This window comes from Caballeronia sp. AZ10_KS36 (assembly GCF_023631105.1).
In the GTDB taxonomy this organism is placed as follows: Bacteria; Pseudomonadota; Gammaproteobacteria; order Burkholderiales; family Burkholderiaceae; genus Caballeronia.
This window is the reverse complement of record NZ_JALQDQ010000001.1, coordinates 341485-365946: the sequence shown is the minus strand read 5'-3', so window position 1 is coordinate 365946 and position 24462 is coordinate 341485. Positions and strand designations below refer to the sequence as shown.

Sequence of the window (24462 nt, the reverse complement as noted above, 5' to 3'; positions counted from 1 at the left end):
CGATAAGTCGATGCGCCACGCTCACTCGATCACCTTCGGCACGAGATAGAGCCCGTCCTGCACGGCCGGCGCGCAACGCTGGAACTCTTCGCGCTCGATCCGCTCTGAGACTGCGTCGTCGCGCAGTCGCAGGGCGACTTCCTCGATGGCGTCGATCGGATGCGCGAGCGGCTCGATGCCTGCGGTATCGACCGCCTGCATCTGCTCGACGAGACCGAAGAAGTCGTTGAGCCGCGCAAGCGTCGGTTCGGCCTCGTGGTCGGGCAGTTCCAGCCGCGCGAGATGCGCGATGCGTTTAACGTCGGTCAGGGTCAATGACATGGGATCACCGGAGAAAAACATGAACAACTCCCGCACCAGAAACGTTCGCTGCAACAGTCAGTTACGAACCTGGCGGAAAGCCGTCGAAGCGGGGCCGAGGATGGCAAAAAGTGCCGTCCTTTTCCTATAGAAACCCCCAAATTATAAGGTATCATTACACGTTCGACCCACATCCGGATCGACCTGTCAGCGGCTTTCTCCCTGGATCATCCCTCGTCGAGAAACGTTTGCGTGGCATGTTCAATTCCGCGGTAGATTTCTGCTCGGATTTGCATTCACGGCGGCTCGTTTCGCCGTCCCGGCAAACCGTTATTTTTTCCGCTGCCGTCCCCGGCGCTCTTAGCGAGGCACGGCTACCAGCGAGACAGGATTTTTGAATGTTCGGCTTTTTGCGCAGCTATTTTTCCAACGACCTGGCGATTGATCTCGGCACCGCCAACACGCTGATCTACATGCGCGGCAAGGGCATCGTCCTCGACGAGCCGTCAGTCGTCTCCATCCGTCAAGAAGGCGGCCCGAACGGCAAGAAGACCATTCAGGCTGTCGGCAAGGAAGCGAAGCAAATGCTCGGCAAAGTGCCGGGCAACATCGAAGCCATTCGTCCGATGAAAGACGGCGTGATCGCCGACTTCACCGTCACTGAGCAGATGATCAAGCAGTTCATCAAGACTGCACACGAATCCCGCATGTTCTCGCCGTCGCCGCGCATCATCATTTGCGTGCCGTGCGGCTCCACGCAAGTCGAGCGCCGCGCCATCAAGGAAGCGGCTCACGGCGCGGGCGCATCGCAGGTGTATCTCATCGAGGAACCGATGGCTGCGGCAATCGGCGCGGGCCTGCCGGTCTCGGAAGCCACGGGCTCCATGGTCGTGGACATCGGCGGCGGCACGACGGAAGTCGGCGTTATCTCGCTCGGCGGCATCGTGTACAAAGGCTCGGTGCGTGTGGGCGGCGACAAGTTCGACGAAGCCATCGTCAATTACATCCGCCGCAACTACGGCATGCTGATCGGCGAGCAAACCGCTGAAGCCATCAAGAAGGAAATCGGCTCGGCGTTCCCCGGCTCGGAAGTGAAGGAAATGGAAGTCAAGGGCCGCAACCTGTCCGAAGGCATTCCGCGCAGCTTCACCATTTCGAGCAACGAAATCCTCGAAGCCCTCACCGATCCGCTGAATCAGATCGTTTCGTCGGTGAAGATCGCGCTGGAACAGACGCCGCCGGAACTCGGCGCGGACATCGCCGAGCGCGGCATGATGCTGACGGGCGGCGGCGCGCTCCTGCGCGACCTCGACCGCCTGCTCGCGGAAGAAACCGGCTTGCCGGTGCTCGTCGCCGAAGATCCGCTGACCTGCGTGGTGCGCGGTTCCGGCATGGCGCTCGAGCGCATGGACAAGCTCGGCAGCATCTTCTCTTACGAGTGATCGCCGGCTTCGGCGTGCGCGCGGTTCGTATCGAACGCATTGTCGAAGCAGACACTCGAGCATCCCGCGTAACGCGACGCGCGCACGGCCCGGCATCAGTCCGGGCCTTTGTCGAAATAGCGTAGGGCAGGTCTCGCCACAAGCGAAACAGCCTGCAGCATCATTCACCCGCTCACGCCCTCGGCGCTGACCATGGAATACAGTCCGCCGCCACTTTTCAAGCAAGGCCCTTCGGCGCTCGCACGCCTCATTTTCTTCGTGGTGCTGGCCATCGCGCTGCTGGTGTCGGACGTCCGCTTCAACACACTCGAAATCGTGCGCGGCATTCTCGGCGCCGGGCTCTATCCGTTGCAGCGCGCGGCGCTGGTTCCGCGCGACATCTTCATGGGCGCAGCCGATCTCGCCGTCACGAGCGCCACGCTTCGCAGCGAAAACCGCAAGCTCGCCGACAAGAATCTCGAACTGTCCATCAAGGCCGGCGATGCCGCGCAGCTGAACATCGAGAACGCGCATCTGCGGGCGCTCCTGAACCTCCAGTCGCGTGCGACCACGCAGACCACGCCCGCCGAAATCCAGTACGACACGCGCGATCCGTTCACGCAGAAGGTCGTCATCGGCAAGGGTTCGCAGCAAGGCATTCAGGACGGCGCACCTGTCGTGGACGAAGAAGGCGTGATCGGGCAAGTCACGCGCGTTTTCCCGATGCAGTCGGAAGTCACGCTCCTCACCGACAAGGACCAGGCCGTGCCGGTGCAGATCGCGCGCACGGGGCTGCGCAGCGTCATCTACGGCACGCCGAAGGGCGACACGCTCGATCTGCGCTTCGTGCCGATCAGCGCGGACGTGCAAGTCGGCGACCAGCTCGTGACGAGCGGTCTCGACGGCGTGTATCCGCCTGGGCTCGCAGTCGCCAAGGTGCTGCGCGTCGACAAGCAGGCGGACACGGCATTCGCCCGCGTCGTCTGCGTGCCGGTTGCGGCGGTGCGCGGCGCGCGCCAGTTGCTCGTGCTGCACTACAACGTCAACGTGCCGCCCAATCCGGTCGAAGTGGAAGCCGCCGCAGCCGCGAAGGAAGCAAAGGAAAACAAGGGCAAGAAGAAGCCCGCAGCCAAAGCAGCGGCGGGCGCGAGCGCTCCGGCTGCCGCGTCGGCGCCGGCGAGCGCGTCGGCGGCGGCGGCTGCGTCGGCGCCTGCCGCGAGTTCTGCGGCGAAGGCGACCGCGCCGAAAGCGGCGTCGAGCGCAGCGGCCAAATCGGGCAAGAAGGCGCATGCGCCGAAACCCGCATCGTCGGGAGCCGCGCGATGAACCGTCCGCAGTACATTCTCCAGCCGGTCAATCCGTACTTCATCACGTTCAGCCTGGCCGCCGCGTTTCTGCTGAATCTCGTGCCCTGGGGACGGCTCGTCGGCGTGCCGGATTTCGTCGCGCTCGTGCTGCTTTTCTGGAACGTGCAGCAGCCGCGCAAGGTGGGCATGGGCATCGCGTTCCTGCTCGGGCTGTTGATGGACGTCCATAGCGCGAACCTGCTCGGCGAGCACGCGCTGGCGTACACGCTGTTGTCCTACGGCGCGATCACCATTCACCGGCGTGTGCTGTGGATGTCGCTGCCGGTGCAGACGTTCGTCGTCGCTCCGCTGCTTGTGGGCGCGCATCTCGTGCCCTTCATCATCCGTCTGATGACGGGCGCCGCGTTTCCCGGCTGGAGCTATCTCATCAACGGATTCGTCGAGGCGCTGCTTTGGCCGATCGCGAGCTTCCTGCTTCTGATGCCGCAACGGCGCGCAGCCGATCCCGACGACACGCGCCCGATCTGAGCGCCGCGCGCGACGCGGCGCCGATAAACGCCCGCGCGCCGACTACACTTGAATCGCGAAAGAATCGCGAACCACTCGCGAAACCTGCATGACCGAAATCAAGAACACCGAGCAACAGTTGTCGAAGTTCCGCCTGCGCGTCGCGGCGGCGGGACTGTTCGTGTTCGTCTGCTTCGGATTGATCGGCCTGCGCTTTCTGTATCTGCAGGTCTGGCACTTCAGCAAATACTCGTTGCAGGCCAACGAGAACCGCATCTCGGTCGCGCCGATCGTGCCGAACCGCGGCATCATCACGGACCGCAACGGCATCGTGCTGGCGAAGAATTATTCAGCCTACACACTGGAAATCACGCCGTCGAAGATCAACGGCACGCTAGACGAAGTCATCGACGCGCTTTCGCAAGTCATCCCGATCGATTCGCGCGACCGTCGGCGTTTCAAGAAGCTGCTGGAGGACTCGAAGAATTTCGAAAGCCTGCCCATCCGCACGCGCCTCACCGACGAAGAAGTCGCCAAGTTCACCGCGCAACGCTTCCGCTTTCCCGGCGTGGAAGTGCGCGCGCGGCTGTTCCGGCAATACCCGCTCGGCACGACGGCAGCGCACGTGATCGGCTATATCGGCCGCATTTCGCAGCGCGATCAGGAACGCATCGACGATGCAAGCGACGCGAACGACGCGAACTCGGATCACTACGATCCGCGTCTCGACGCGAATAACTATAAGGGCACGGATTACGTCGGCAAGATCGGCGTCGAGCAGAGTTACGAAACCGAGCTGCACGGCCTGACCGGTTTCGAGGAAGTGGAAGTCACGGCGGGCGGCCGCCCGGTCCGCACGATGTCGCGCACGCAGGCGACGCCCGGCAACAACCTCGTGCTGTCGCTGGATATCGGCTTGCAGCAGGTCGCCGAGCAGGCGTTCGCGGGCAAGCGCGGCGCGCTGGTCGCCATCGAGCCATCCACGGGCGACGTGCTCGCGTTCGTCTCCGCGCCGAGCTTCGATCCGAATTCCTTCGTCGATGGCATCGACCAGCAGACGTGGGACGCGCTCAACAATTCGCCGGACCATCCGCTCCTGAACCGTCCGCTGCACGGCACGTATCCGCCGGGATCGACGTACAAGCCGTTCATGGCGCTCGCCGCGCTCACGCTGCACAAGCGCACGCCCGGCTGGGGCTTCCAGGACCCCGGCTACTTCACGTTCGGCGGCCACACGTTCCGCAACGACGTGCGTTCGGGTCAGGGCTGGGTGGACATGAATCGCGCGATCGTCGTGTCCAACGACACGTATTTCTACATGCTGGCGCGCGACCTCGGCGTGAACGCGATGGCCGGCTTCATGAAGCCGTGGGGCTTCGGACAGATCACAGGCATCGACATCGCGGGCGAGGCGCGCGGCATTCTTCCGTCGACGGAGTGGAAGCGCAAGGCGTATCGCAAGCCGGAGCAGCAGCGCTGGTACGAAGGCGAGACCATCAGTCTCGGCATCGGTCAGGGCTACAACTCGTTCACTATTCTGCAACTCGCGCACGCGACGGCGACGCTCGCGAACAACGGCGTCGTGATGAAGCCGCACCTCGTGCGCGATGTCGAGAACCCGATCAGCAAGGCGATACGCCCGGTCGTGCGCGACCCGAGCGACAAGATCGCCGTGCGTCAGCAAGACATCGACGTCATCAAGCGCGCGATGGAAGGGGTGGTGACGAACGGCACGGCGGCCAAGGTGTTCGCGGGCGCGTCGTACCTCGCGGCCGGCAAGACCGGTACGGCGCAGGTTTATTCGCTGCAAGGCGCGAACTATCATGGCCACGCCACGGCGGAGCATCTGCGCGACCACGCGCTCTTCATCGCGTTCGCGCCGGCTGAGAATCCGAAGATCGCGCTGGCGCTGATCGTCGAAAACGGCGGCTGGGGCGCGGAAGCGGCCGGCCCGATCGCGCGGAAAGTGCTCGACTATTACCTGGTGGACCGGATGAAGCCGGGCGCCGAAGCGGCGGCCGTGGCCGCCGCGGCTTCCGCGACGGAAGACGCCGGCCTGCCCGTGATCGGCGGCACGCAACCGCCGGCCGCGGCGGCGCTCCCTGCATCGGTGGCGAATCAGTCGCCGGCGTTCTCGCCGTCGGCTGCGTCTAATCCCGATGTCGCGAAGGCGGCTTCCGCGCCCGCTGTGCCGGCTGGCCGCCCCGCGTCCGCGCCCGCAGCCGCGCTGCCTGCGTCGGCCGCGCCGGGCCGCAAGCGCGGCCAAAAGAGCGCGCCGCCCGAGCCGACGCCCACGATGGTGCGCGGCAACGCCGAGAACGGCGTGCGCACGTTCGCGCCGACCGGCGGCATCGACGAATAAGGAAATCGGCATGCAAGTGCATCTGCAATTCGACAAGCACGTGTGGATCGAGCGCGCGAAGCGCATGTTCGCAGGCTTCGACCGGCCGCTCGCGCTGATCGTGTTTCTGCTGCTGTGCGTCGGGATCGTGACGCTCTACAGCGCCAGCCTGGACGTGCCGGGCCGCGTGGAGGACCAGTTGCGCAACATCATGCTGACGTTCGGCCTGATGTGGGTTCTCGCGAACATTCCGCCGCAGACGCTCATGCGCTTCGCCGTGCCGCTCTATACGGTGGGCGTGGCGCTGCTCGTGGCCGTGGCCGCGTTCGGGCTGACGCGCAAGGGCGCGAAACGCTGGCTGAACGTCGGCGTCGTCATTCAGCCGTCCGAGATCATGAAGATCGCGATGCCGCTCATGCTCGCGTGGTACTACCAGCGGCGCGAGAGCAATATCCGCTGGTGGGATTACATCGTCGGCTTTCTGATTCTGATGCTGCCGGTCGGCCTGATCGCGAAGCAGCCTGACCTCGGCACGGCGGTGCTCGTGTTCGCGGCGGGCGTGTTCGTCATCTATTTCGCCGGGCTCAGTTTCAAGCTGATCGTGCCGGTGCTCGCGGCGGCGGTGATCGTGGTGGCGAGCGTCGCGGTGTTTCAGGACCGCATCTGCCAGCCGGAAGTCAACTGGCCGCTGATGCATGACTATCAAAAGCACCGCATCTGCACGCTGCTCGATCCGACATCCGATCCACTCGGCAAGGGCTTTCACACCATTCAGGCGGTGATTGCAATCGGCTCGGGCGGCACGCTCGGCAAGGGCTGGCTCAAGGGCACGCAGGCGCACCTCGAGTTTATTCCTGAGAAGCACACGGACTTCATCTTCGCGGTGTTCTCGGAAGAATTCGGGCTCGCGGGCGGGCTCGTGCTGCTCTTTCTCTACATGGCGCTGATCGCGCGCGGGCTGTACATCGCGGCGAACGGCGCAACGTTCTTCGGGCGATTATTGGCCGGATCGCTTACGCTCGCGTTTTTCACCTACGCGTTCGTCAATATCGGCATGGTGAGCGGGATTCTGCCGGTCGTGGGCGTGCCGTTGCCGTTCATGAGCTACGGCGGCACCGCGTTGACGACGCTGGGCGTCGCCGTCGGGCTCATCATGAGCGTCGCGCGACAGAAACGGCTGATGCAAAGCTAACGCCGCGAGCGATTACTGCGGCTGCGCCTGTGGCGGCGGCTTCTGCTGCTCGATCTCGGCACTCAGCTGCAGGTATTTGAGCTTGGCTGCCGGGTCACCCTGCGCCGCGGCCGCCGCGTAATACGCGCGCGCGACGTTGAGATTGCGCTCGACGCCATCGCCGCCGCGCTCGTAGAACGATCCCGCGACATACTGCGCCGTCATGTCGCCGCCTTGCGCGGCCTTCTTGTACCAGGTGAACGCCTGCGTGTTGTCGCGAGCGGTGCCGCGGCCGTCCAGGAACTGATTCGCGAGCGCCAATTCCGCCTGCACGTGCCCCTGATTCGCGGCGCGCAGGAACCATCGGTGCGCTTCCGCCGGGTCTTTGTCCACGAACTCGCCGTCGTCGTACATCTTGCCGTAGACGTACTGCGCGTGCGTCATGTTCGCATCGGCCGCGCGGCGCAGCCACTTCTTGCCCTCGGGAACATCGGCGGCGCCGCCTTCTCCGTTGAGCAGCATCATCGCGTAATTGAACTGCGCGAGCCGGCTGCCCTTCTCCGCCGCGCGACGAAACTCCGAGCGCGCGGCGACGAGATTGCCCGCGTTGTAATCGGCGACGGCGTTTTGCGTCGCCAGGTCGGACGGCTTCGGCATGCCTTGCGCGTGCGCGCCGCCCGCCGTCATCAAGACGAGCGTAGCCGCTGCCGCCGCCACGCCGCCACGCCAAGCGCCCTTCATGCTCGGGCCTCCTGCAACGCCTGCCGCGTCGCCTTCAGGAGCCACATCACGTCGGCGGCAATCGAAACGAGCTTGATGCCCGCTTCCGCGTACTGCCGCGCGCTCGCGACATCGAGCGCGAAAATGCCGCTGCACTTGCCCGCGCGCTTCGCGGCGTCCGCGATTTTGGTGATGGCCGCGTGCACGTCCGGATGCTTGCTATCGCCGAGATGGCCGAGGCTCGCGGCGAGATCCGCCGGGCCGATGAACAGGCAATCGACGCCCGGCGTCGCGGCGATCTCATCGACGGCGGCGAGCGCCGCCACCGATTCGATCTGCACGATGGTCGCAATCTGCTCGTTGGCGCCCGACACGTAGTCGCGCCGCATGCCGTACGCCGCCGCGCGCACCGCGCCCGCGACGCCGCGGAGTCCATCGAGCTGCGCCTCGGTCGGATAGCGGGTGAGCCGCACGATGCGCGCTGCGTCTTCCGCCGACTGCACGTTGGGGAACATCAGCGTGCGCGCGCCGGCATCGAGCACGCGCTTGACCAGCCAGCCCTCGGCGAACGGCACGCGCACGACTGGCTCGGTCGGCAAGTGCGCGGCGGCGATCGCGCGAAGCTGCTCGACGACATCGCGACTATCGTTCGGCGAGTGTTCCATGTCGATGCACAGCCAGTCGAAGCCGGCGTGCGCGAGCGCTTCGGCGGCATCGGCGCTGCACAGCGACAGCCACAGGCCGAAGAGCGGACCGGAATCGGCGAGACGTTGCTTGAGGGGACTGGTGAAGGTGCTCATCGCGCGGCTCCGTGGGAGCGCAATGTGCGCGACAGGCGCGATGCAAGGAATAGGCACGACTGAAAGAGTGACGGCATGTTGCGCTCCGGATGATCGACATGCACTGCGTGGCGTCGGCCCGAGTTGGCCGACTCACCGAGCGATCATACCGTGACAACGGCGCGGACGTTCGCCGCGCCACGAACGCTTATGAGCGCTTACGCGCGCTCCACGTCCGCCCAGCAGTTCGGCGTTTCGTAGAGCCGCACGCGCTTGAGCTTCAGATCGACGCCATAGTGGGCGTCATAGACATCCGCGAGAATGCGGAACGCGACCGCCGCCATGTTCTCGACGGTCGGGATGCGGTCGAACACGACCGTCTTGTGATCTGCCATCGATTGCAGGAATTCGCGCACTTTCACGTCGCCTTCATAGACGATGAACGCGTGATCCCACTTGTTGACGAGATGCTCCATAGCGAGCGACTTCACGTCGGCGAAGTCCATCACCATGCCGCGATCCGGCGCGCCTTCCGTGTCGACGAGTTCGCCTTGCAGCGTGATTTCGAGCACGTAGCGATGCCCGTGCAGATTGCGGCACTGGCTGCGGTGATCGGGAATGCGGTGGCCCGCATCGAATTCGAGTTTTCGGGTAATCGTCTGCACGTCGGCTCGATCGTCTTTCAGGGGATATTCAGATATTTGTGCGTCTGCATCGACAGCCGCCATTTCGGATGCCGCTTGCACCAGTCGATCGCGAGCTTCGTATTGATGTCGCGCGACGGGCCGTCCATCGGCTGGACGAGGAAGTACTCGAAGTCGAGCTTCTCGTACTCCGCGAGCCGTTGGTTGTCCTGCGGCACGACGACCTTCAACTCGTTGCCCTTCGTCACGACGAGCGGCGCGTCGGCCTTCGGGCTCACGCAAATCCAGTCGATGCTGTCGAGCACGGCCATCGACCCGTTCGTTTCTATCGCGATTTCGAAGCCCGCCGCGTGCAGCGCGTCGACGAACGGCTGGTCGATCTGCAACATCGGCTCGCCGCCCGTGCACACGACGAACTTATGCGCCGCGCCCTCGGGCCAGAGCGACGCGATCTTTGCGACGAGTTCTGTCGGCGTCTTGTACTTGCCGCCGTTTTCGCCGTCGGTGCCGACGAAATCCGTGTCGCAGAAGCGGCACACCGCGTCCGCGCGATCTTCCTCGCGGCCCGACCACAGATTGCAGCCGGCGAAGCGGCAGAACACGGCCGGACGCCCGGCGTTCGCGCCCTCGCCCTGCAACGTGTAGAAGATTTCCTTTACCGCGTACGTCATGACTGCTCTGTAGTCCGTGTGATCTGGCTGTGGTCTGTCTTCGAAATCAGACCGGTTCGATGGTGACCTGCTCGCCCGCGCGATACGCCTCGTAGCCGCGCTTGCGCAGCTTGCACGCCGGGCACTGGCCGCAGCCGAAACCCCATTCGTGCAGTTCGGAACGCTCGCCGACATAGCACGTGTGCGTCTCCACCCGAACCAGTTCGACGAGCGCCTCGCCGCCGAGCGTTTCCGCGAGACGCCAGGTGTCGGCCTTGTCGAGCCACATGAGCGGCGTCTCCAGCGCGTAGCGCGTTTCCATCCCGAGATTCAGCGCGACCTGCAACGCCTTCATCGTGTCGTCGCGGCAATCGGGATACCCGGAGAAATCCGTCTCGCACATGCCGCCGACGAGCACTTTCAATCCGCGCCGATACGCGAGCGCCGCCGCAATGGTCATGAACAGCAGATTGCGGCCCGGCACGAAGGTGTTCGGCAGGCCGTTCGCGGTCGACTGGATCTCGATCTCGCGGGTCATGGCCGTATCGCTGATCGCGCCGAGCACCGACAAGTCGATCATGTGGTCTTCGCCGAGCCGTTCGGCCCAATGCGGAAACTCACGCGCGACCGCTGCGCGGAACGCGTCGCGGCATTCCAGTTCGACGCGATGCCGCTGGCCATAATCGAAGCCGAGCGTCTCGACGGTCTTATAGCGTTCGAGCGCCCATGCAAGGCACGTGGCCGAGTCCTGTCCGCCGGAAAACAGCACGAGAGCGCTGTCCTTCGCGTCTATCCGAGTCACCGTGAAAACTCCGTGTATGAGATTGGCGTCGTGCGCCGCATGGCCGGTCGATAACCGGCGTCGCGTTGAACACGCGCGCTGCGGCGATCTGCGAATCCAGTATAGGCCGGTGGCGTTTTGTCGGACGCAGGCGGCCTTTATGCCTCCAATAGCAAGCTGCGAGGCCATTCGCCGATGCTTTTCGGGCATCGAAAAGAAAAGGACTTGCGGTCCGAGGACGAGGCAAGTCCTTAATTCGACGCGGATTTTATCACGGTGAACGATTGTTCGCCGGGGTTGCCGTCCGGCGCTTCGGGCGCATGATCGCGCCGCCCGACGACAAAAATGAAAAAGCCCGAGAGCGAAAACACTCTCGGGCTTCTTGCATTCTGGTGGCCTGGGGCGGAATCGAACCACCGACACGCGGATTTTCAATCCGCTGCTCTACCAACTGAGCTACCGGGCCAACGAAGAAGTGAGACTATATCAGAGACAGGCACGGTGCTCAAGCCTTTCACCGAATTTTTCACGCTTTCGTCCGGATCGGCTTGGCCCTTGCCGCTCAAACTTCGCTCTTGTTCTTTCCGAGATCGACGCCGAGCTGCTTCAGTTTCCGGTACAGGTGCGTGCGCTCCAGCCCCGTCTTTTCCGCGACGCGCGTCATGCTGCCGTTCTCGCGCGCGAGGTGATATTCGAAGTACGCGCGCTCGAACGCGTCGCGGGCATCGCGCAGAGGAATGTCGAAGGAGATCGACGCCGTCTGCCCCGCCTGGCTCTGCCCCGCGCCGCCCGCGCCCGAATCGCCCGTCGATGCGTTCAGCGCCGAAGCCGTCGGCAACGCCGCCGCGATCGGCACGCCCGACGAACCCGCGTTCAGCGCGGGCTTGGCCGCTGCTACCGCAGCCGGCGCGGCCGTGCCGTGCGCAAGTCCCTGCTCGACCGCCTTCAAGAGCTTCTGCAGCGCGATAGGCTTTTCCAGAAAGTTGAGCGCGCCGATCTTCGTCGCTTCAACGGCCGTGTCGATGGTCGCGTGGCCCGACATCATGATGACCGGCATCGTGAGCTTGCCCTGCGCGGCCCATTCCTTCAGAAGCGTGACGCCATCGGTATCGGGCATCCAGATGTCGAGCAGGACGAGATCGGGTGTCTGCTGCAAGCGGTATTCGCGCGCATGCTGCGCGTTCTCCGCCACGTCCACCACGTGCCCCTCGTCGCTCAGGATCTCGGAGAGCAGTTCCCGGATCCCCATTTCATCGTCTACCACCAGGATGGTTGCCATTTAAGCTGCCCTTGTCTGCACTGTTGCTTTTGTCGTTCCGTGTTTCGCGGCCGCCGGAGTCGAAGGCGCTGCGCCATCGGCGGCGGTGTCGTCCGCGAGTTGAAGAAACAGAATCGAGATTTGCGCGCCTTCCACCACGTCGCCTGTTTTCGACCGATTGCGAATGTCGATGCGCGCGCCATGCTCGTCGACGATCTTCTTTACCGTTGCAAGTCCCAGACCCGTGCCCTTCGCCTTCGTGGTCACGTAAGGCTCGAACGCCCGCGACAGGATGCGCGCGGGAAAGCCCGCGCCGTTATCCGATACGCTCAGACGAACCGCGACGCGCGCATGACCCGAGGCATCGGGCTCGCCATATTCTACTGTCCTCGTTTCGAGCAGCACGCGCGGCTCCGGCACATCGGCGACGGCGTCCTGCGCGTTCTGCAGCAGGTTGTGGATGACCTGGCGGATCTGCGTCGCGTCGCCCCGGATCACGGGCAGCTTCGCGAGGTCCACCTTGATCGGGCTCTTGCCTTCTTCGATGCCGTAAAGCGCCAGCACTTCGCCGACGAGATCGTTCAGTTGCAGATTGCCGAGCACGGCGGGCGGCGTGCGCGCATATTCGCGGAAGTCGTCGACCATGTGCTTCATCGCCTGCACCTGATTCACGATGGTCGTCGATGCGCGCTTGAGCACTTCGGCGTCCTGCGGCGCGAGCTTGTCGGCGAGCTTCATTTGCAGACGCTCGGCGGAAAGCTGAATGGGCGTGAGCGGATTCTTGATCTCATGCGCGAGACGCCGCGCGACTTCGCCCCACGCGACGGAACGCTGCGCGGAAATGACGTCGGAGATGTCGTCGAACACGACGACATAGCCGGTGGTCTCCGCGTCTTCGGTGTCGCTCTCGGTGGCGCTCAGCAATTGCGTGCCGCGCACGAGCAGCGTCAGCGGATCGTTCTCGCCCGGCACGGTCACGGCGACCTGCTGTTGCCAGTGTCCGCGATCCCCCGTCGGATGCCCGCTGCCGATGGCCGCCGCATCGCGCTCGGCGAACGCTTTCTTGACCATCGCGCCGAATTCGGCGAGCACGTCGATCTGATCGAGCGAATGGCCCTGCAACGCGCGAAACGGCTGCCGGAAGATGCGCTCCGCGCCGCGATTCGCGGTGGTGAGCCGGAACTGCCGGTCGAACACGAACACGCCCGCCGTGAGGTTCGCGAGAATGCTTTCGAGATACGCCTTCGAATGTTCGAGCGCGATGCGGTTGTTTTCGACCGCCGCCCGCGCTTCCGAAAGCTGGCGCGTCATCGCGTTGAACGACTGCGTGAGGAAGCCGAGTTCGTCGCGCGAATTGATCTCGCGCTTGGGTGTGTAATCGCCCTCGGCCACTTCCTTCGTGCCTTGCGCGAGCAGGAAGAGCGGCCGCGCAAGCTGATTGCCGAGCGCGAGCGCAAGCATCATCGCGATGAACGTGGCGAGAAAGAGCGCGAGCGTCAGCGTGCCGATATACATCTTGCGCAAGCCCGTGCGCCCGAGACGCTTTTCCTGATACTCGCGATACGCGCGCTGCACGGCGTCAGCGTTGCGCGCGAGTTCCTGACTCACCGGCTGCTCGATCTGCAAGAAGCGGTCGACGTGCTGGAATTCGGTGGTCGTCGTCGGGTCCGGAATCTTCGTGATGACGCGCAGCCGCAGCGCGCCCTTCGGCCCGTTCGACTTCGGGTCGCCATCGATTTCGCCTTCGATCGCGCCGAACGGACGATCCTGCGCTTCCTTCAGCATGGCGCTGGTCGGCTCGTTCGTGGGCAAGAGCGAATAGTAATTCCCCGACGCCTGCGCGATGGTGCGCAGGGCCGCCACGCGCTGCAACGGTCCGCCCGCGTTCAGGTCTTCGCGGTTGTACTGATCGCGCGGACGCTCGAACACGACGGCGTCCTGCACGCCGAACTGATCGCGCAGACGCAAGAGCGTCAGCGTGAGGCTCGACGGATCGGCGCTCGCGAGTTGATCGCTCATTTGCCGGCTGCGGTTCTTGAAATCCGCGAGCGACGTTTCGAGCATGCCGCGCCCGAGCGTCAGGCCCGAGGTGAGCGCGGTTTCCACGTTCACATCGAACCACGACTCGATGCTTCGGGACACGAACTGATACGACACGACGTAGATGATCGCGCCCGGCAGCACGCCCACGAGCGCGAAGATCAACGCGAGCTTCGCAAGGAGCCGCGTGCCGAAGCGCCCCTGCCGCACGCGCGACACGATAATCAGCGTCAGGCTGATGACGATCAGCATGAAGATGAGCGCCACCGCCACGTTCGCCGCGTAGAGCCAGCCGTAATAGCGGTCGAAGAATTCGGTATTCGCACTCGCGAGCGCGAGCATCACGAGCAGCAGAACCGCCGTGAGTGCGACTGTGGTGACCAGCAACCGAACCACGAAACTTTTCATGTCCGTGCGGCCGCGTCGAAATCTATTTCGCACGTTCCGCCGCCGTAAAAGTGAACCGCTTCCAATCCGAGGACAGGTTCCAGTCGCGGTTGTTGACCGCGTCGATCTGGAACGGCTTGGGCATCAGCGCGATATCCAACTGCATGCGCACCGATGCGGTGTACGTTTCCCCGCCATGCACCTGATTACGGTCGATCACGTGCCACGACGCCACATGCTTGATGACCGCCAGCGCCTCATTGAGCGATGCGAAGCGCAATTGCAAGCCGCCCGTCGAGACGCGGTACTCGTTCGTGAGCGGCTGAAAGGAGAGCCGAATGCTTTGCGATACGGTGACCGGCTCTTCGTCGAACCAGTACCAGCGCGGCCGTGAAAGCGTGAAGTCGATGGTGAAATAGAGCGGCACGCTGCGATTCACGGCTTCTTCGAGACTGCTGTTGAGATCGAAGTCGAAGTGCGCATCGAGGCTCCAGCCGTTGTTGTCCGCCTGCAAGGACGCGCGCTGCACCGAAATGGTCTCGGCGAAGGCGGGCGCAGCCGGCGTGAAACTCAGCCAGAGCGCAAGCGCAGTCCAGATGACGGCCGCGAGCCGAAGCGGAAAGAAGCGTTTGATCGTCACCGTTTCTGAAAGCGCGCGTAGAAGAATCCGTCGTGATCCGCGAAGGTTTCCGCGTTCAAACTCGACGGCGGACCTGCGTTCTCTGCCTCGCCGGAACCGGCGCGTTCGGCATGTGTACCATCCGGTGACGCTTGAACCGCACCCGCGCTTGCGCGCGCCGCTGTCGGCAACAGTTGCCCCGGCGCGTCCAATCGTACCGCATCTTCATGCGACGCTCCAAACCAGCGGGCCTGTTCTTCGCCCTCCTCCGGGAAGATGGAGCACGTCACGTAGAGCAGTTCGCCGCCTTTCGCGACGAGCGGCCAGAGCGCCGCGAGAATGCGCCGTTGTTCAGCGACGAGCGCGGCGATGTCCGATGCCCGCCGCAGCCAGCGAATGTCCGGATGCCGGCGCACGATGCCGGACGCGGAACACGGCACGTCCGCCAGGATGCGATCGAACGGCGCGCCGTCGAACCACTGCGACGGATCGCCTGCATCGCCCACGCGAATGTCCGCTTGCAGTTTCAGGCGCTCCAGGTTCTGCGCGATGCGGCCTGCGCGCGTCGCATCGCTTTCCAGCGCGACGAGTTCGACGTTCGCCAGTTCCAGAATGTGGCCGGTCTTGCCGCCGGGCGCGGCGCACGCGTCGAGCACGCGCATGCCGTCGCGAACATCGAGCCATTGCGCGGCGAGCTGCGCGCCCGCGTCCTGCACGGACACGACGCCATCCGCGAAGCCGGGAATGCGATCGACCGGCATCGGCGTGTTCAGCCGAACCGCGTGTTGGCCCGCTGCGCGCGCTTCGATGCCTTCGGACTTCAGCACGTCCAAATAGGCGCTCACGCTCATGTGCCGCGCGTTGACGCGCAACGTGAGCGGCCCCTGCACGTTGCCCGCCGCGAGAATGCGCTCCCATGCGTCGGGCTGGGCGCGTTTCACAGCGTCGATCCACCACTGCGGATAGTTCCAGCGCGCGACCGGGCTTTGCATCGCTTCGGCGATGAGCGCTTCGCGTTCGCGCAGGAAGTTACGCAGCACCGCGTTCACGAGCCCCTTCGCAAAGGAAAACTCGCGCCGCGCGGCGATGGAACTCACCGCCTGATCAACGACGGTGAACGGCGCATACGCGGCGTGCGCTTCGTCGTCCGCGAGCAAAGCGAACGCGCACGCGAGCACGTTGCTCACGTGCGGCGGCGGCGCCTTACGCACGAGCTTGTGCAAGAGCGCATCGGCGAGCGCGAGCGTTCGCATCGTGCGATACGCGATGTCCTGAATCGCGCCACGCGCCGCCGAGTGCTTGCCCGACGCCGCGACGGTCTGGATGGCCGCCGGCAATGCCGAACCGGCCCGCACTGCGCCGACGGCTTGCGCCGCGCCGTCGAGCGCGAAGGCGAGCGAATCGGGCGCGAGATGCAGCGCGCTCATGCGAGCGTGCGCGTGCGGCGGGTGCGCGGCGGCGGATCGCCGGGGAGGCTTGTCTGTCATGTCGGAATGGGGTCTTGCGCCTGGCGCGCGCATATCAAACGACGATTGTAACGTGCGCCACAAAGGCAACCGATGGGCCGGGAGCAAAGAAAAAGGCCGCCCGGACATGCCGGAGCGGCCGTATTTGCGACTACCGACGCGACGCGCTTACATGCGCCCGGTCCGCGCCATTTCCATGAGACGCGCGACGCGCTCTTCGGTGGCGGGGTGCGTCGAGAACAGATTCGCGATGCTGCCACCCGACAGCGGATTCATGATCATCATCTGCGCGGTGGCAGGATGCGCTTCCGCCGTCGGGAACGGCACGCCGGACGCGTAGGCGTGAATCTTCTCGAGCGCGCTCGCGAGCGCCTGCGGATCGCCCGAAATCTGCGCGCCGCCGCGGTCCGCCTCGAATTCGCGCGCACGGGAAATCGCCATCTGGATCATCGCGCCCGCGATAGGCGCGAGAATCGCCACGGCAATGCTCGCGATAGGATTGGCCGGACGGCCTTCCTCGTCGCGGCCGCCGAAGAACATCGCGAAGTTCGCGAGCGCGGAAATCGCGCCGGCCATCGTCGCCGAGATGGTCGAGATGAGAATGTCGCGATGCTTCACGTGCGCGAGCTCGTGCGCCATCACGCCCCGCATCTCGCGCTCGGACAGCACGCGCAGGATGCCGGTCGTCGCCGCGACCGCCGCATGCTCCGGATTGCGGCCGGTAGCGAACGCGTTCGGCGCATCTTCGTTGATGAGGTAGACACGCGGCATCGGCAACTGCGCGCGCGTGGCCAGATCGCGCACCATGCGATAGAACTGCGGCGCGGTGGTTTCGTCGACTTCCTGCGCGTTGTACATGCGCAGGACCATCTTGTCCGAGAACCAGTACGAGAAGAAATTCATGCCGAGCGCCACGACGAGCGCGAGCATCATGCCCTTCGACCCGCCGATCATGCCGCCGATCACGACGAAAAGGGCCGTGATCGCTGCCATCAGCATCGCGGTTTTGACCCAGTTGAACATATGCGGAGCTCCTTCTCCCTAAACACGGTGCGCCATTTGCGCGGCGGTCCCGGCCACGGCGGCCGGGACGCTCATTGTAAGCAAAACGTTAGATAGGGGCATCCGCAAAAAATTCAACTATCGGTGCGAGGTGGCCAGTTTGATGCCCAGACCGACGAACGCGCCGCCCACGCCGCGATCCAGCCACTTCTTCACGCCCGGTTTGCCGGAGAAGCGTTCCGTGACGCTGCCCGCGATCCACGCGACGAAGCTGTTCCAGACGGTGCTCATCGCAATGAACACGAGGCCGAGCGTGAGAAACGCGAGCGTCTTGTGCTGGCTGTCGGCTGCGACGAACTGGGGGAAAAACGAGACGAAGAAGAGCACGACCTTCGGGTTGAGCACGTTGGTGACGAAGCCCTGCGTGAAAAGCTGACGCAGCGACTTGGGCGCGCTCCTGGCGCTGGCTTTGGCGGATGCCACGTCGTTGGCGGCCTCGTGCTTCGTGAAGATGAGCCGCACGCCGAGGTAGATCAGATAGATCGCGCCCGCGATCTTGACGACGGTGAACGCCGTCGCGGACGCCGCGAGAATCGCCGTCAGGCCGAACGCGCAGGCAAGCGTATGCACGACGCATCCCGCCGAAATGCCGAGCGCCGAGACGATGCCCGCCCCGCGTCCCTGCGCGACGCTGCGCCCGACGATGTACGCGGTGTCCGGCCCCGGCGTGACGTTCAGCAGAAACACGGCGATAACAAAGAAGGCGAAACCTGTGATGCCGAGCATGGCGACCCCGAAAAACGTGAGCGACTTTTTATTCTATGCTGCGCGCGTCGTCGTGAACGGCGAAACGTTGCCCCTTCGACAGAGGCGTTCCCGCCAAGAATTCGCGCGCCGCGAGCCGCTTGCCGCCCGGCTTTTGCAGCTGCGTCAGCTTGAGCGCGCCATAGCCGCAAGCGACGACGATGCCTTCCGCGGAGACGTCCAGAATGACGCCCGGCTGCTGCCCGTGCGCACTGTCGAGCGGCTGCGCCGACCAGATTTTGATCGCCGTGTCGTCCAGCGTGCCTACCGCGCCCGGAAAGGGATCGAACGCGCGGACCTGTCGCGCGAGTTCGTCCGCCGGGCGACGCCAGTCGAGCGCCGCCTCGTGTTTCGCGATCTTTTCGGCGTAGGTGGTGCCATCTTCCGGCTGGGGCGTGGCGGCAAGCGTGCCGTCGCGTTCCAGGTCGCGCAGGGCCGCGACGATCAGTTCGGCGCCCATCTGCGCGAGCCGGTCGTGCAGCGTGGCCGTGGTGTCGTCCGGAAGGATGGGCGTGCGGACTTCGCGGATCATCGCGCCGGTGTCGAGACCGGCGTCCATCTGCATGAGCGTGATGCCCGTTTGCGCGTCGCCCGCTTCGATCGCGCGATGGATCGGCGCGGCCCCGCGCCAGCGCGGCAGCAGCGACGCGTGGATATTGATCGCGCCGCGCGGCGGAATATCGAGCACTTCCTGCGGCAGAATCAGGCCGTAAGCCGCCACGACCATCACATCGTGCGGCGTGGCGCGCAACAAATCGATGGCTTGCGCCGCCTCTTGCGGATACTTGCCCGCGCGCCTGAGCGACGTGGGCTGCGCGACCGGAAGACCGTGCTCGACCGCGAAACGCTTGACCGGACTGGCCGTCAGCTTCATGCCGCGGCCGGCGGGCCGGTCGGGCTGCGTGAGAACGAGAGGAACCGGAAAGCCTGCCGCGTGGATGGCCGCGAGCGCGGCGGCGGCAAATTCAGGCGTACCGGCGAAAACGACACGCAGCGATTGAGTCATCGGAGAAAGCGCCGTTCGGCGCGCCTGCAAAAACGTGAATCGTACCGCCGGTTACAGCGCCTTTTCGAGCTTTTTCATCTTCCCGCGAATGCGCGTCTGCTTGAGTTGCGACAGATATTCGACGAAGACGTGGCCGTCCAAGTGATCGATTTCGTGCTGCACGCACACGGCGAGCAGCCCTTCGCAATCGAGCTCGAACGTCTCGCCCTTCTCATTCAACGCCCGCACGCGAACCCGGTCCGGCCGCTCGACGACGTCATAAATGCCCGGCACCGACAAACAGCCCTCTTCCCAGTCCTTCTTGACCTCGCTCGCCCAGACGATTTCCGGATTGATGAAGACCATCAGTTCGTCGTGCGCGTCCGAAACGTCGATGACGATCACGCGCTCGTGCACGTCCACCTGGGTGGCCGCGAGGCCGACGCCGGGTGCGGCGTACATCGTCTCGGCCATGTCGGCGACGAGCTTGCGGATGCGGTCGTCCACCACGGCGACCGGTTTCGCCACCTTGTTCAGCCGCTTGTCCGGGTAGTTGAGTATCTTGAGCAGAGCCATGATTCGGATTATCTACACGCGCCGCGACGCGGTGAAGTCGGCCATTCGGCCAGGTTGCGGGGGCCTTGCGGCTTGCCGAAGATATGCGGGCGAATCCACGGGATTCAACGCCGCCGGCAAGCGGCAGACAGCGTCGCTACGGACCGGCAGCGCGGCCGGGCGACGATTCTTGATTTATACGGGATCAAAAATCTTAACATGACGACCGACACCCTGCCGACAGACCCGGCGCCCCTTGCTGAAAGCGCCGCGCCGGCGCCCGAATCCGACGAATTTCGCGCCTGGCTGCGGCTCGCGCACGCGAAGGGCTTGCGCCCGCTCGCGCTGCGCACGTTGCTCGGCGCGTTCGGCGGCCCGCTCGAAGTGCTGTCGGAGAGCTTCGCCGCGCTCGCCCGCGCCACCGACGAAAGCGCGGCGAATGCCGTGACCGCGCCGCCAGCGGACATCGAAGGCGTTCCTTTCGATGACTATATTGAATGCGTGCGCGATTGGGCGTCCGAGCCCGGCAATCATCTGCTCACGTTGGCGGACGCCGACTATCCGCAGGCGCTCTTGACCCTGCCCGACCCGCCGCCCGTGCTCTACGCGAAAGGACGGCTCGACGTGCTGCAGTCGCTGGCGGTGGCGATCGTCGGCAGCCGGAACGCGACGCCGCAAGGCGCGGAAGACGCACGGCGCTTCGCGCGGGCGCTTTCGGATGCCGGGCTTGCCGTCGTGTCGGGCCTCGCGCTCGGCATCGACGCGGCCGCGCATCGCGGCGCGCTCGACGGCCGCGCGGGAACCATCGCCGTCATCGGCACGGGCGCGGATCTCGTGTATCCGGCTCACAACCACACGCTCGCGCACGAAATCGCCTGCGACGGCGCGATTCTGTCGGAATGGCCGCTCGGGACGCCTGCGCGGTCCGCGAACTTCCCGCAGCGCAACCGGCTGATCGCGGGATTGTCGAGCGGCGTGCTGATCGTCGAAGCCGCGATGCGCTCGGGCTCGCTCATCACCGCGCGCCTGGCCGCCGAGATCGGACGCGACGTTTTCGCGATTCCCGGATCGATTCACGCGCCGCTGTCGCAAGGCTGTCACCGGCTCATCAAACAGGGCGCGAAGCTCGTCGAAACGCCGGAAGACGTGCTCGAAGAGTTCGGCTTCCCGGCCGCTCAAGCGCCCGCATCGGGCCGGCGCAGCAAGCCGCGAGCGCCGAGCGCGTCGTGGGCGTCCGCCCGCCTGCCCGCCGACGCCCCGACGGACGACGCCGAACGCGTGCTCGCCGCGCTCGGTCACGCACCGGCGACGCTTGAAATTCTGGCCGAGCGCACCGATCTCGACGGCGCGGCGCTTCAAGGCGCGCTGCTTCAGCTCGAACTCGCCGGGCTGGCGGCGGCGCTGCCGGGCGGCCGGTACGGGGCGCTCGAACGCTCCTGAGCCCGCCTCGTGCTACATTCGCGAGAAATTGCGCCGCACGGCTTCGCCATAAGAAAGGATTGTCTCCAGCCCATGTCCGCGTTCAATCTCGATACCGACGCCGAACAAATCGCCGAACGCCTCGCCGTACCGGGCACGCTGTTCGTCGCCTGCCTGTGCGCGGAGTGGTGCGGAACGTGCCGGGATTATCGAGAGGGCTTCAATAAGCTGGCTGACGCGCATCCGGACATCTGCTTCGCGTGGATCGACATCGAGAACCAGGCGGACCGCTTCGATGACCTGGACGTCGAGAATTTCCCGACCATTCTGATCGAAGATTCCGTCACGACCCGATTTTTCGGCACGGTGCTGCCGCAGGTCTCCATCGTCGAGCGCATGCTCACGGACCTCACCGCCTTGCCCGACATGACCGGCGCGCCCAAGCTGCGCCCGGCGCTTGCTACGGCGTAGACAAAACGAACCGGCGCGGTCCGATTGCGGCGTCCGAAACGCGCTCGGACGCCGCTTCGCCGGGCGTCGTTATCGAAACCGCGACGCGCACGGCGCAAACCGTGTGCTATAAAGCGGTCGTTAAAGCGGTCCAAACGGGGCCGCTGCCAGTTCCCAACCATATTGAGTCATGTCCAAAGCCCTGATCATCGCTGAGAAGCCCTCCGTCGCGAACGACATCGCGCGCGCGCTGGGCGGCTTCACCAAGCATGACGAGTACTACGAGAGCGACGACTACGTGCTCTCGTCCGCGGTCGGCCACTTGCTGGAAATTGCCGCGCCGGAGGAATACGACGTCAAGCGCGGCAAATGGAGCTTCGCGAATCTGCCGGTGATTCCGCCGCACTTCGATCTGAACCCCATCGCGAAGAGCGAATCCCGGCTGAAGGTCCTGACCAAGTTGCTGAAGCGCAAGGATATCGACCGGCTCATCAACGCATGCGACGCGGGGCGTGAGGGCGAGCTGATTTTCCGCCTGATCGCGCAGCATGCCAAAGCGAAGCAGCCTATCCAGCGCCTCTGGCTTCAGTCGATGACGCCCGCCGCCATCCGCGAAGGCTTCGCGAATCTGCGCAGCGACGCCGACATGCAGCCGCTCGCCGACGCCGCGCGTTGCCGCTCGGAGGCGGACTGGCTCGTCGGCATCAACGGCACGCGGGCGATGACCGCGTTCAACAGCAAGGGCGGTGGTTTCTTTCTGACGACTGTCGGCCGCGTTCAGACGCCAACATTGTCGATCGTCGTCGAACGTGAAGAGAAGATTCGCCGGTTCGTGCCGCGCGACTACTGGGAAGTGCGCGCGGAATTCATCGCGGCGAAGGGCCTCTACGAAGGCCGCTGGTTCGACCCGAAGTTCAAGCGCGTCGAGAACGATCCCGAGCAGCGCGACTCGCGTCTGTGGAGTCTCGCGGCGGCGGAATCGGTCGTCGCTGCGTGCCGCGGCAAGACCGGCACGGTGACGGAAGAGTCGAAGCCGTCCACGCAAATGTCGCCGCTCTTGTTCGATCTGACGAGCCTTCAGCGCGAAGCCAACAGCCGCTTCGGCTTCTCGGCGAAGAACACGCTCGGGCTCGCGCAGGCGCTGTATGAAAAGCACAAGGTGCTGACCTACCCGCGTACGGATTCGCGCGCGCTGCCGGAAGACTATCTGGGCACGGTCAAAGAAACGCTGACCATGCTCAAGGAGAGCAACAACTACTTGCCGTTTGCCAAGCAAGTGCTCGACAAGGGCTGGGTGAAGCCGAACAAGCGCATCTTCGACAATTCGAAGATCAGCGACCACTTCGCCATCATTCCGACGCTGCAAGCGCCCAAGGCGCTGTCCGAGCCCGAGCAGAAGCTGTATGACCTCGTCGTGAAGCGGTTCCTGTCGGTGTTCTTCCCGGCGGCGGAGTACCTCGTCACCACGCGCATCACCGAAGTCTCGGGGCATCACTTCAAGACCGAAGGCAAGGTGCTCGTCGAGCCGGGCTGGTTGCAGGTCTACGGCCGCGAAGCCGCGGGCGAGGAGGGCAATCTCGTGCCGGTGCAGAAGGGCGAAACGGTCGACGTCGAGAAGGTCGAGGCCCATGGGCTCGTCACCAAGCCGCCCGCGCGTTACAACGAGGCGTCGCTGCTGTCGGCGATGGAAGGCGCGGGCAAGCTCGTCGAAGACGAGGAACTGCGCGAGGCGATGGCCGCCAAGGGCCTGGGCACGCCGGCCACGCGCGCCGCCATCATCGAAGGGCTGCTCGGCGAGAAGTACATGGTGCGCGAGGGCCGCGAACTGATCCCGACCGCCAAGGCGTTCCAGTTGATGACGCTCTTGCGCGGGCTCGGCGTCGAGGAACTGACCGCGCCGGAGTTGACCGGCGAATGGGAGCACAAGCTCTCGCAGATGGAACGCGGCAACCTGCATCGCGATGCGTTCATGCAAGAAATCGCGCGCATGACGCAGACCATCGTGAAGCGCGCGAAGGAATACGACTCCGACACGATTCCCGGCGACTACGCGACGCTCGAAACGCCGTGCCCGAATTGCGGCGCGCAAGTGAAGGAGAACTACCGGCGCTTTGCCTGCACGAAGTGCGAGTTCTCGATTTCGAAAATCCCGGGCGGGCGTCAGTTCGAGATTCCGGAAGTCGAGGAACTGCTGCGCGAGAAGACCATCGGTCCGCTGTCGGGTTTCCGCAGCAAGATGGGTCGTCCGTTCTCGGCCATTCTCAAGCTCGCGTTCGACGACGAGATCAAAAACTTCAAGCTGGAGTTCGATTTCGGCCAAGACACCGGCGGCGAGGACGGCGAACCGCCCGATTTCTCGGAGCAGACGCCGGTCGGCGCGTGTCCTAAGTGCCAGTCGCGCGTGTTCGAGCACGGCATGAGTTTCGTGTGCGAGAACTCGGTCGCGAATCCGAAGACCTGCGATTTCCGCTCGGGCAAGGTGATCCTGCAACAGGAGATCGCGCGCGAGCAGATGGAAAAGCTGCTGAACGAAGGCAGCACCGATCTGCTGACGAACTTCAAGTCGTCGCGGACGGGGCGCAACTTCAAGGCGTATCTCGTGAAGCAACCGGACGGCAAGATCGGCTTCGAGTTCGAGAAGAAGGAGGCGAAGCCGGGCGCGAAGACCGCGGCGGCGAAGCGCGGCGCGACCGCCGACGCCCAGACCGACAGCGCGGACGAAGGCGATAGCGACGTCGCCGTAGCCGCGAAGACGACGCGGAAGGCGGCCACGAAGACGGTCGCGGCCAAGAAAGCCCCGGCAAAGAAAGCGGCGGCGAAGAAGACGGCGGCGCGTAAAGCGAGTTAATCCCCCGC

General features: G+C 64.7%; 22 protein-coding genes and 1 tRNA gene. 8 read left to right on the top strand and 15 right to left on the bottom strand.

Translation table 11 applies throughout. From position 1 onward, the window contains the following. Nucleotides 1-21: 21 nt before the first annotated feature. Entirely contained in the window at nucleotides 22-321 is a 300-nt protein-coding gene (gene gatC, locus NCR35_RS01715) for an Asp-tRNA(Asn)/Glu-tRNA(Gln) amidotransferase subunit GatC (protein ID WP_159837576.1), read from the bottom strand. A 377-nt stretch (nucleotides 322-698) separates the two neighbouring features. Between gatC and NCR35_RS01710 the strand changes: the two genes are divergently transcribed. The 5 genes from NCR35_RS01710 (at nucleotide 699) to rodA (ending at nucleotide 7068) form a co-directional block, all read left to right on the top strand. Then, entirely contained in the window at nucleotides 699-1742 is a 1044-nt protein-coding gene (locus tag NCR35_RS01710) for a rod shape-determining protein (protein ID WP_004189550.1), read from the top strand. Nucleotides 1743-1934: 192 nt separating this feature from the next. Beyond that, the gene (gene mreC / locus NCR35_RS01705) at nucleotides 1935-3047 is read left to right on the top strand and encodes a rod shape-determining protein MreC (RefSeq protein WP_250532780.1); all 1113 of its coding nucleotides are present in this window, start codon (nucleotides 1935-1937) and stop codon (nucleotides 3045-3047) included. Continuing rightward, nucleotides 3044-3556, top strand: a complete 513-nt coding sequence (gene mreD, locus NCR35_RS01700; protein WP_250532779.1) for a rod shape-determining protein MreD — start codon at nucleotides 3044-3046, stop codon at nucleotides 3554-3556. The genes mreC and mreD overlap by 4 nt, the downstream gene beginning before the upstream one ends. Before the next feature lie 88 nt (nucleotides 3557-3644). Further along, the gene (gene mrdA, locus NCR35_RS01695) at nucleotides 3645-5897 is read left to right on the top strand and encodes a penicillin-binding protein 2 (protein ID WP_250532778.1); all 2253 of its coding nucleotides are present in this window, start codon (nucleotides 3645-3647) and stop codon (nucleotides 5895-5897) included. Nucleotides 5898-5907: 10 nt separating this feature from the next. Further along, on the top strand, nucleotides 5908-7068 hold the full coding sequence (gene rodA / locus NCR35_RS01690) for a rod shape-determining protein RodA (RefSeq protein WP_502801628.1): 1161 nt from the start codon (nucleotides 5908-5910) through the stop codon (nucleotides 7066-7068). 12 nt (nucleotides 7069-7080) lie between these two features. On the opposite strand, the gene NCR35_RS01685 is transcribed toward rodA, so the two are convergent. From NCR35_RS01685 to def, 14 genes are all read right to left on the bottom strand, one after another. Further along, a complete protein-coding gene (locus tag NCR35_RS01685; RefSeq protein WP_502801627.1) occupies nucleotides 7081-7788 on the bottom strand; it encodes a tetratricopeptide repeat protein in 708 nt (235 codons plus the stop codon). Further along, the gene (locus NCR35_RS01680) at nucleotides 7785-8567 is read right to left on the bottom strand and encodes an HpcH/HpaI aldolase family protein (protein ID WP_250532777.1); all 783 of its coding nucleotides are present in this window, start codon (nucleotides 8565-8567) and stop codon (nucleotides 7785-7787) included. The genes NCR35_RS01685 and NCR35_RS01680 overlap by 4 nt, the downstream gene beginning before the upstream one ends. Before the next feature lie 197 nt (nucleotides 8568-8764). Further along, nucleotides 8765-9211 carry a 6-carboxytetrahydropterin synthase QueD gene (gene queD / locus NCR35_RS01675; RefSeq protein WP_175938914.1) on the bottom strand — a complete coding sequence of 149 codons (447 nt, stop codon included), beginning with the start codon at nucleotides 9209-9211 and terminating at the stop codon, nucleotides 8765-8767. 17 nt (nucleotides 9212-9228) lie between these two features. Next, on the bottom strand, nucleotides 9229-9861 hold the full coding sequence (queE, locus tag NCR35_RS01670) for a 7-carboxy-7-deazaguanine synthase (protein ID WP_250532776.1): 633 nt from the start codon (nucleotides 9859-9861) through the stop codon (nucleotides 9229-9231). A gap of 46 nt (nucleotides 9862-9907) precedes the next feature. Next, nucleotides 9908-10642, bottom strand: a complete 735-nt coding sequence (gene queC / locus NCR35_RS01665; RefSeq protein WP_244847638.1) for a 7-cyano-7-deazaguanine synthase QueC — start codon at nucleotides 10640-10642, stop codon at nucleotides 9908-9910. 369 nt (nucleotides 10643-11011) lie between these two features. Continuing rightward, nucleotides 11012-11087 (bottom strand) — tRNA-Phe (locus NCR35_RS01660). A gap of 96 nt (nucleotides 11088-11183) precedes the next feature. Further along, nucleotides 11184-11900: a response regulator transcription factor EsaR gene (gene esaR, locus NCR35_RS01655; protein ID WP_250532775.1), complete on the bottom strand. Its 717-nt coding sequence runs from the start codon at nucleotides 11898-11900 to the stop codon at nucleotides 11184-11186. After that, nucleotides 11901-14327: a sensor histidine kinase gene (locus NCR35_RS01650; RefSeq protein WP_284502800.1), complete on the bottom strand. Its 2427-nt coding sequence runs from the start codon at nucleotides 14325-14327 to the stop codon at nucleotides 11901-11903. A gap of 22 nt (nucleotides 14328-14349) precedes the next feature. Next, nucleotides 14350-14946 carry a DUF4390 domain-containing protein gene (locus tag NCR35_RS01645; RefSeq protein ID WP_244847635.1) on the bottom strand — a complete coding sequence of 199 codons (597 nt, stop codon included), beginning with the start codon at nucleotides 14944-14946 and terminating at the stop codon, nucleotides 14350-14352. Next, nucleotides 14943-16412 carry a 16S rRNA (cytosine(967)-C(5))-methyltransferase RsmB gene (rsmB, locus tag NCR35_RS01640; protein ID WP_250532773.1) on the bottom strand — a complete coding sequence of 490 codons (1470 nt, stop codon included), beginning with the start codon at nucleotides 16410-16412 and terminating at the stop codon, nucleotides 14943-14945. The genes NCR35_RS01645 and rsmB overlap by 4 nt, the downstream gene beginning before the upstream one ends. A gap of 147 nt (nucleotides 16413-16559) precedes the next feature. Further along, nucleotides 16560-17414, bottom strand: coding sequence for a zinc metalloprotease HtpX (gene htpX, locus NCR35_RS01635; RefSeq protein ID WP_250532772.1), 855 nt, complete (start codon nucleotides 17412-17414; stop codon nucleotides 16560-16562). A gap of 117 nt (nucleotides 17415-17531) precedes the next feature. Beyond that, nucleotides 17532-18179 carry a LysE family translocator gene (locus tag NCR35_RS01630; protein WP_250532771.1) on the bottom strand — a complete coding sequence of 216 codons (648 nt, stop codon included), beginning with the start codon at nucleotides 18177-18179 and terminating at the stop codon, nucleotides 17532-17534. 28 nt (nucleotides 18180-18207) lie between these two features. Continuing rightward, the gene (gene fmt / locus NCR35_RS01625; protein ID WP_250532770.1) at nucleotides 18208-19203 is read right to left on the bottom strand and encodes a methionyl-tRNA formyltransferase; all 996 of its coding nucleotides are present in this window, start codon (nucleotides 19201-19203) and stop codon (nucleotides 18208-18210) included. 51 nt (nucleotides 19204-19254) lie between these two features. After that, nucleotides 19255-19758, bottom strand: a complete 504-nt coding sequence (def, locus tag NCR35_RS01620) for a peptide deformylase (protein ID WP_206467317.1) — start codon at nucleotides 19756-19758, stop codon at nucleotides 19255-19257. Between the two features lie 198 nt (nucleotides 19759-19956). Here def and dprA point away from each other — a divergent pair, with 198 nt between their 5' ends. The 3 genes from dprA (at nucleotide 19957) to NCR35_RS01605 (ending at nucleotide 24454) form a co-directional block, all read left to right on the top strand. Beyond that, nucleotides 19957-21177, top strand: coding sequence for a DNA-processing protein DprA (gene dprA, locus NCR35_RS01615; protein WP_250532768.1), 1221 nt, complete (start codon nucleotides 19957-19959; stop codon nucleotides 21175-21177). Between the two features lie 72 nt (nucleotides 21178-21249). Further along, nucleotides 21250-21627 carry a thioredoxin family protein gene (locus NCR35_RS01610; protein ID WP_244847629.1) on the top strand — a complete coding sequence of 126 codons (378 nt, stop codon included), beginning with the start codon at nucleotides 21250-21252 and terminating at the stop codon, nucleotides 21625-21627. Nucleotides 21628-21796: 169 nt separating this feature from the next. Further along, a complete protein-coding gene (locus NCR35_RS01605; protein WP_250532767.1) occupies nucleotides 21797-24454 on the top strand; it encodes a DNA topoisomerase III in 2658 nt (885 codons plus the stop codon). The last annotated feature ends 8 nt before the right edge of the window (nucleotides 24455-24462 follow it).

Bases quoted from the DNA above. Each gene is read 5' to 3' on its own strand.
- gatC (WP_159837576.1), bottom strand. From the start codon at position 321: ATGTCATTGACCCTGACCGACGTTAAACGCATCGCGCATCTCGCGCGG.
- NCR35_RS01710 (WP_004189550.1), top strand. From the start codon at position 699: ATGTTCGGCTTTTTGCGCAGCTATTTTTCCAACGACCTGGCGATTGAT.
- mreC (WP_250532780.1), top strand. From the start codon at position 1,935: ATGGAATACAGTCCGCCGCCACTTTTCAAGCAAGGCCCTTCGGCGCTC.
- mreD (WP_250532779.1), top strand. From the start codon at position 3,044: ATGAACCGTCCGCAGTACATTCTCCAGCCGGTCAATCCGTACTTCATC.
- mrdA (WP_250532778.1), top strand. From the start codon at position 3,645: ATGACCGAAATCAAGAACACCGAGCAACAGTTGTCGAAGTTCCGCCTG.
- rodA (WP_502801628.1), top strand. From the start codon at position 5,908: ATGCAAGTGCATCTGCAATTCGACAAGCACGTGTGGATCGAGCGCGCG.
- NCR35_RS01685 (WP_502801627.1), bottom strand. From the start codon at position 7,788: ATGAAGGGCGCTTGGCGTGGCGGCGTGGCGGCGGCAGCGGCTACGCTC.
- NCR35_RS01680 (WP_250532777.1), bottom strand. From the start codon at position 8,567: ATGAGCACCTTCACCAGTCCCCTCAAGCAACGTCTCGCCGATTCCGGT.
- queE (WP_250532776.1), bottom strand. From the start codon at position 9,861: ATGACGTACGCGGTAAAGGAAATCTTCTACACGTTGCAGGGCGAGGGC.
- esaR (WP_250532775.1), bottom strand. From the start codon at position 11,900: ATGGCAACCATCCTGGTGGTAGACGATGAAATGGGGATCCGGGAACTG.
- NCR35_RS01650 (WP_284502800.1), bottom strand. From the start codon at position 14,327: ATGAAAAGTTTCGTGGTTCGGTTGCTGGTCACCACAGTCGCACTCACG.
- rsmB (WP_250532773.1), bottom strand. From the start codon at position 16,412: ATGACAGACAAGCCTCCCCGGCGATCCGCCGCCGCGCACCCGCCGCAC.
- htpX (WP_250532772.1), bottom strand. From the start codon at position 17,414: ATGTTCAACTGGGTCAAAACCGCGATGCTGATGGCAGCGATCACGGCC.
- NCR35_RS01630 (WP_250532771.1), bottom strand. From the start codon at position 18,179: ATGCTCGGCATCACAGGTTTCGCCTTCTTTGTTATCGCCGTGTTTCTG.
- fmt (WP_250532770.1), bottom strand. From the start codon at position 19,203: ATGACTCAATCGCTGCGTGTCGTTTTCGCCGGTACGCCTGAATTTGCC.
- def (WP_206467317.1), bottom strand. From the start codon at position 19,758: ATGGCTCTGCTCAAGATACTCAACTACCCGGACAAGCGGCTGAACAAG.
- dprA (WP_250532768.1), top strand. From the start codon at position 19,957: ATGACGACCGACACCCTGCCGACAGACCCGGCGCCCCTTGCTGAAAGC.
- NCR35_RS01610 (WP_244847629.1), top strand. From the start codon at position 21,250: ATGTCCGCGTTCAATCTCGATACCGACGCCGAACAAATCGCCGAACGC.
- NCR35_RS01605 (WP_250532767.1), top strand. From the start codon at position 21,797: ATGTCCAAAGCCCTGATCATCGCTGAGAAGCCCTCCGTCGCGAACGAC.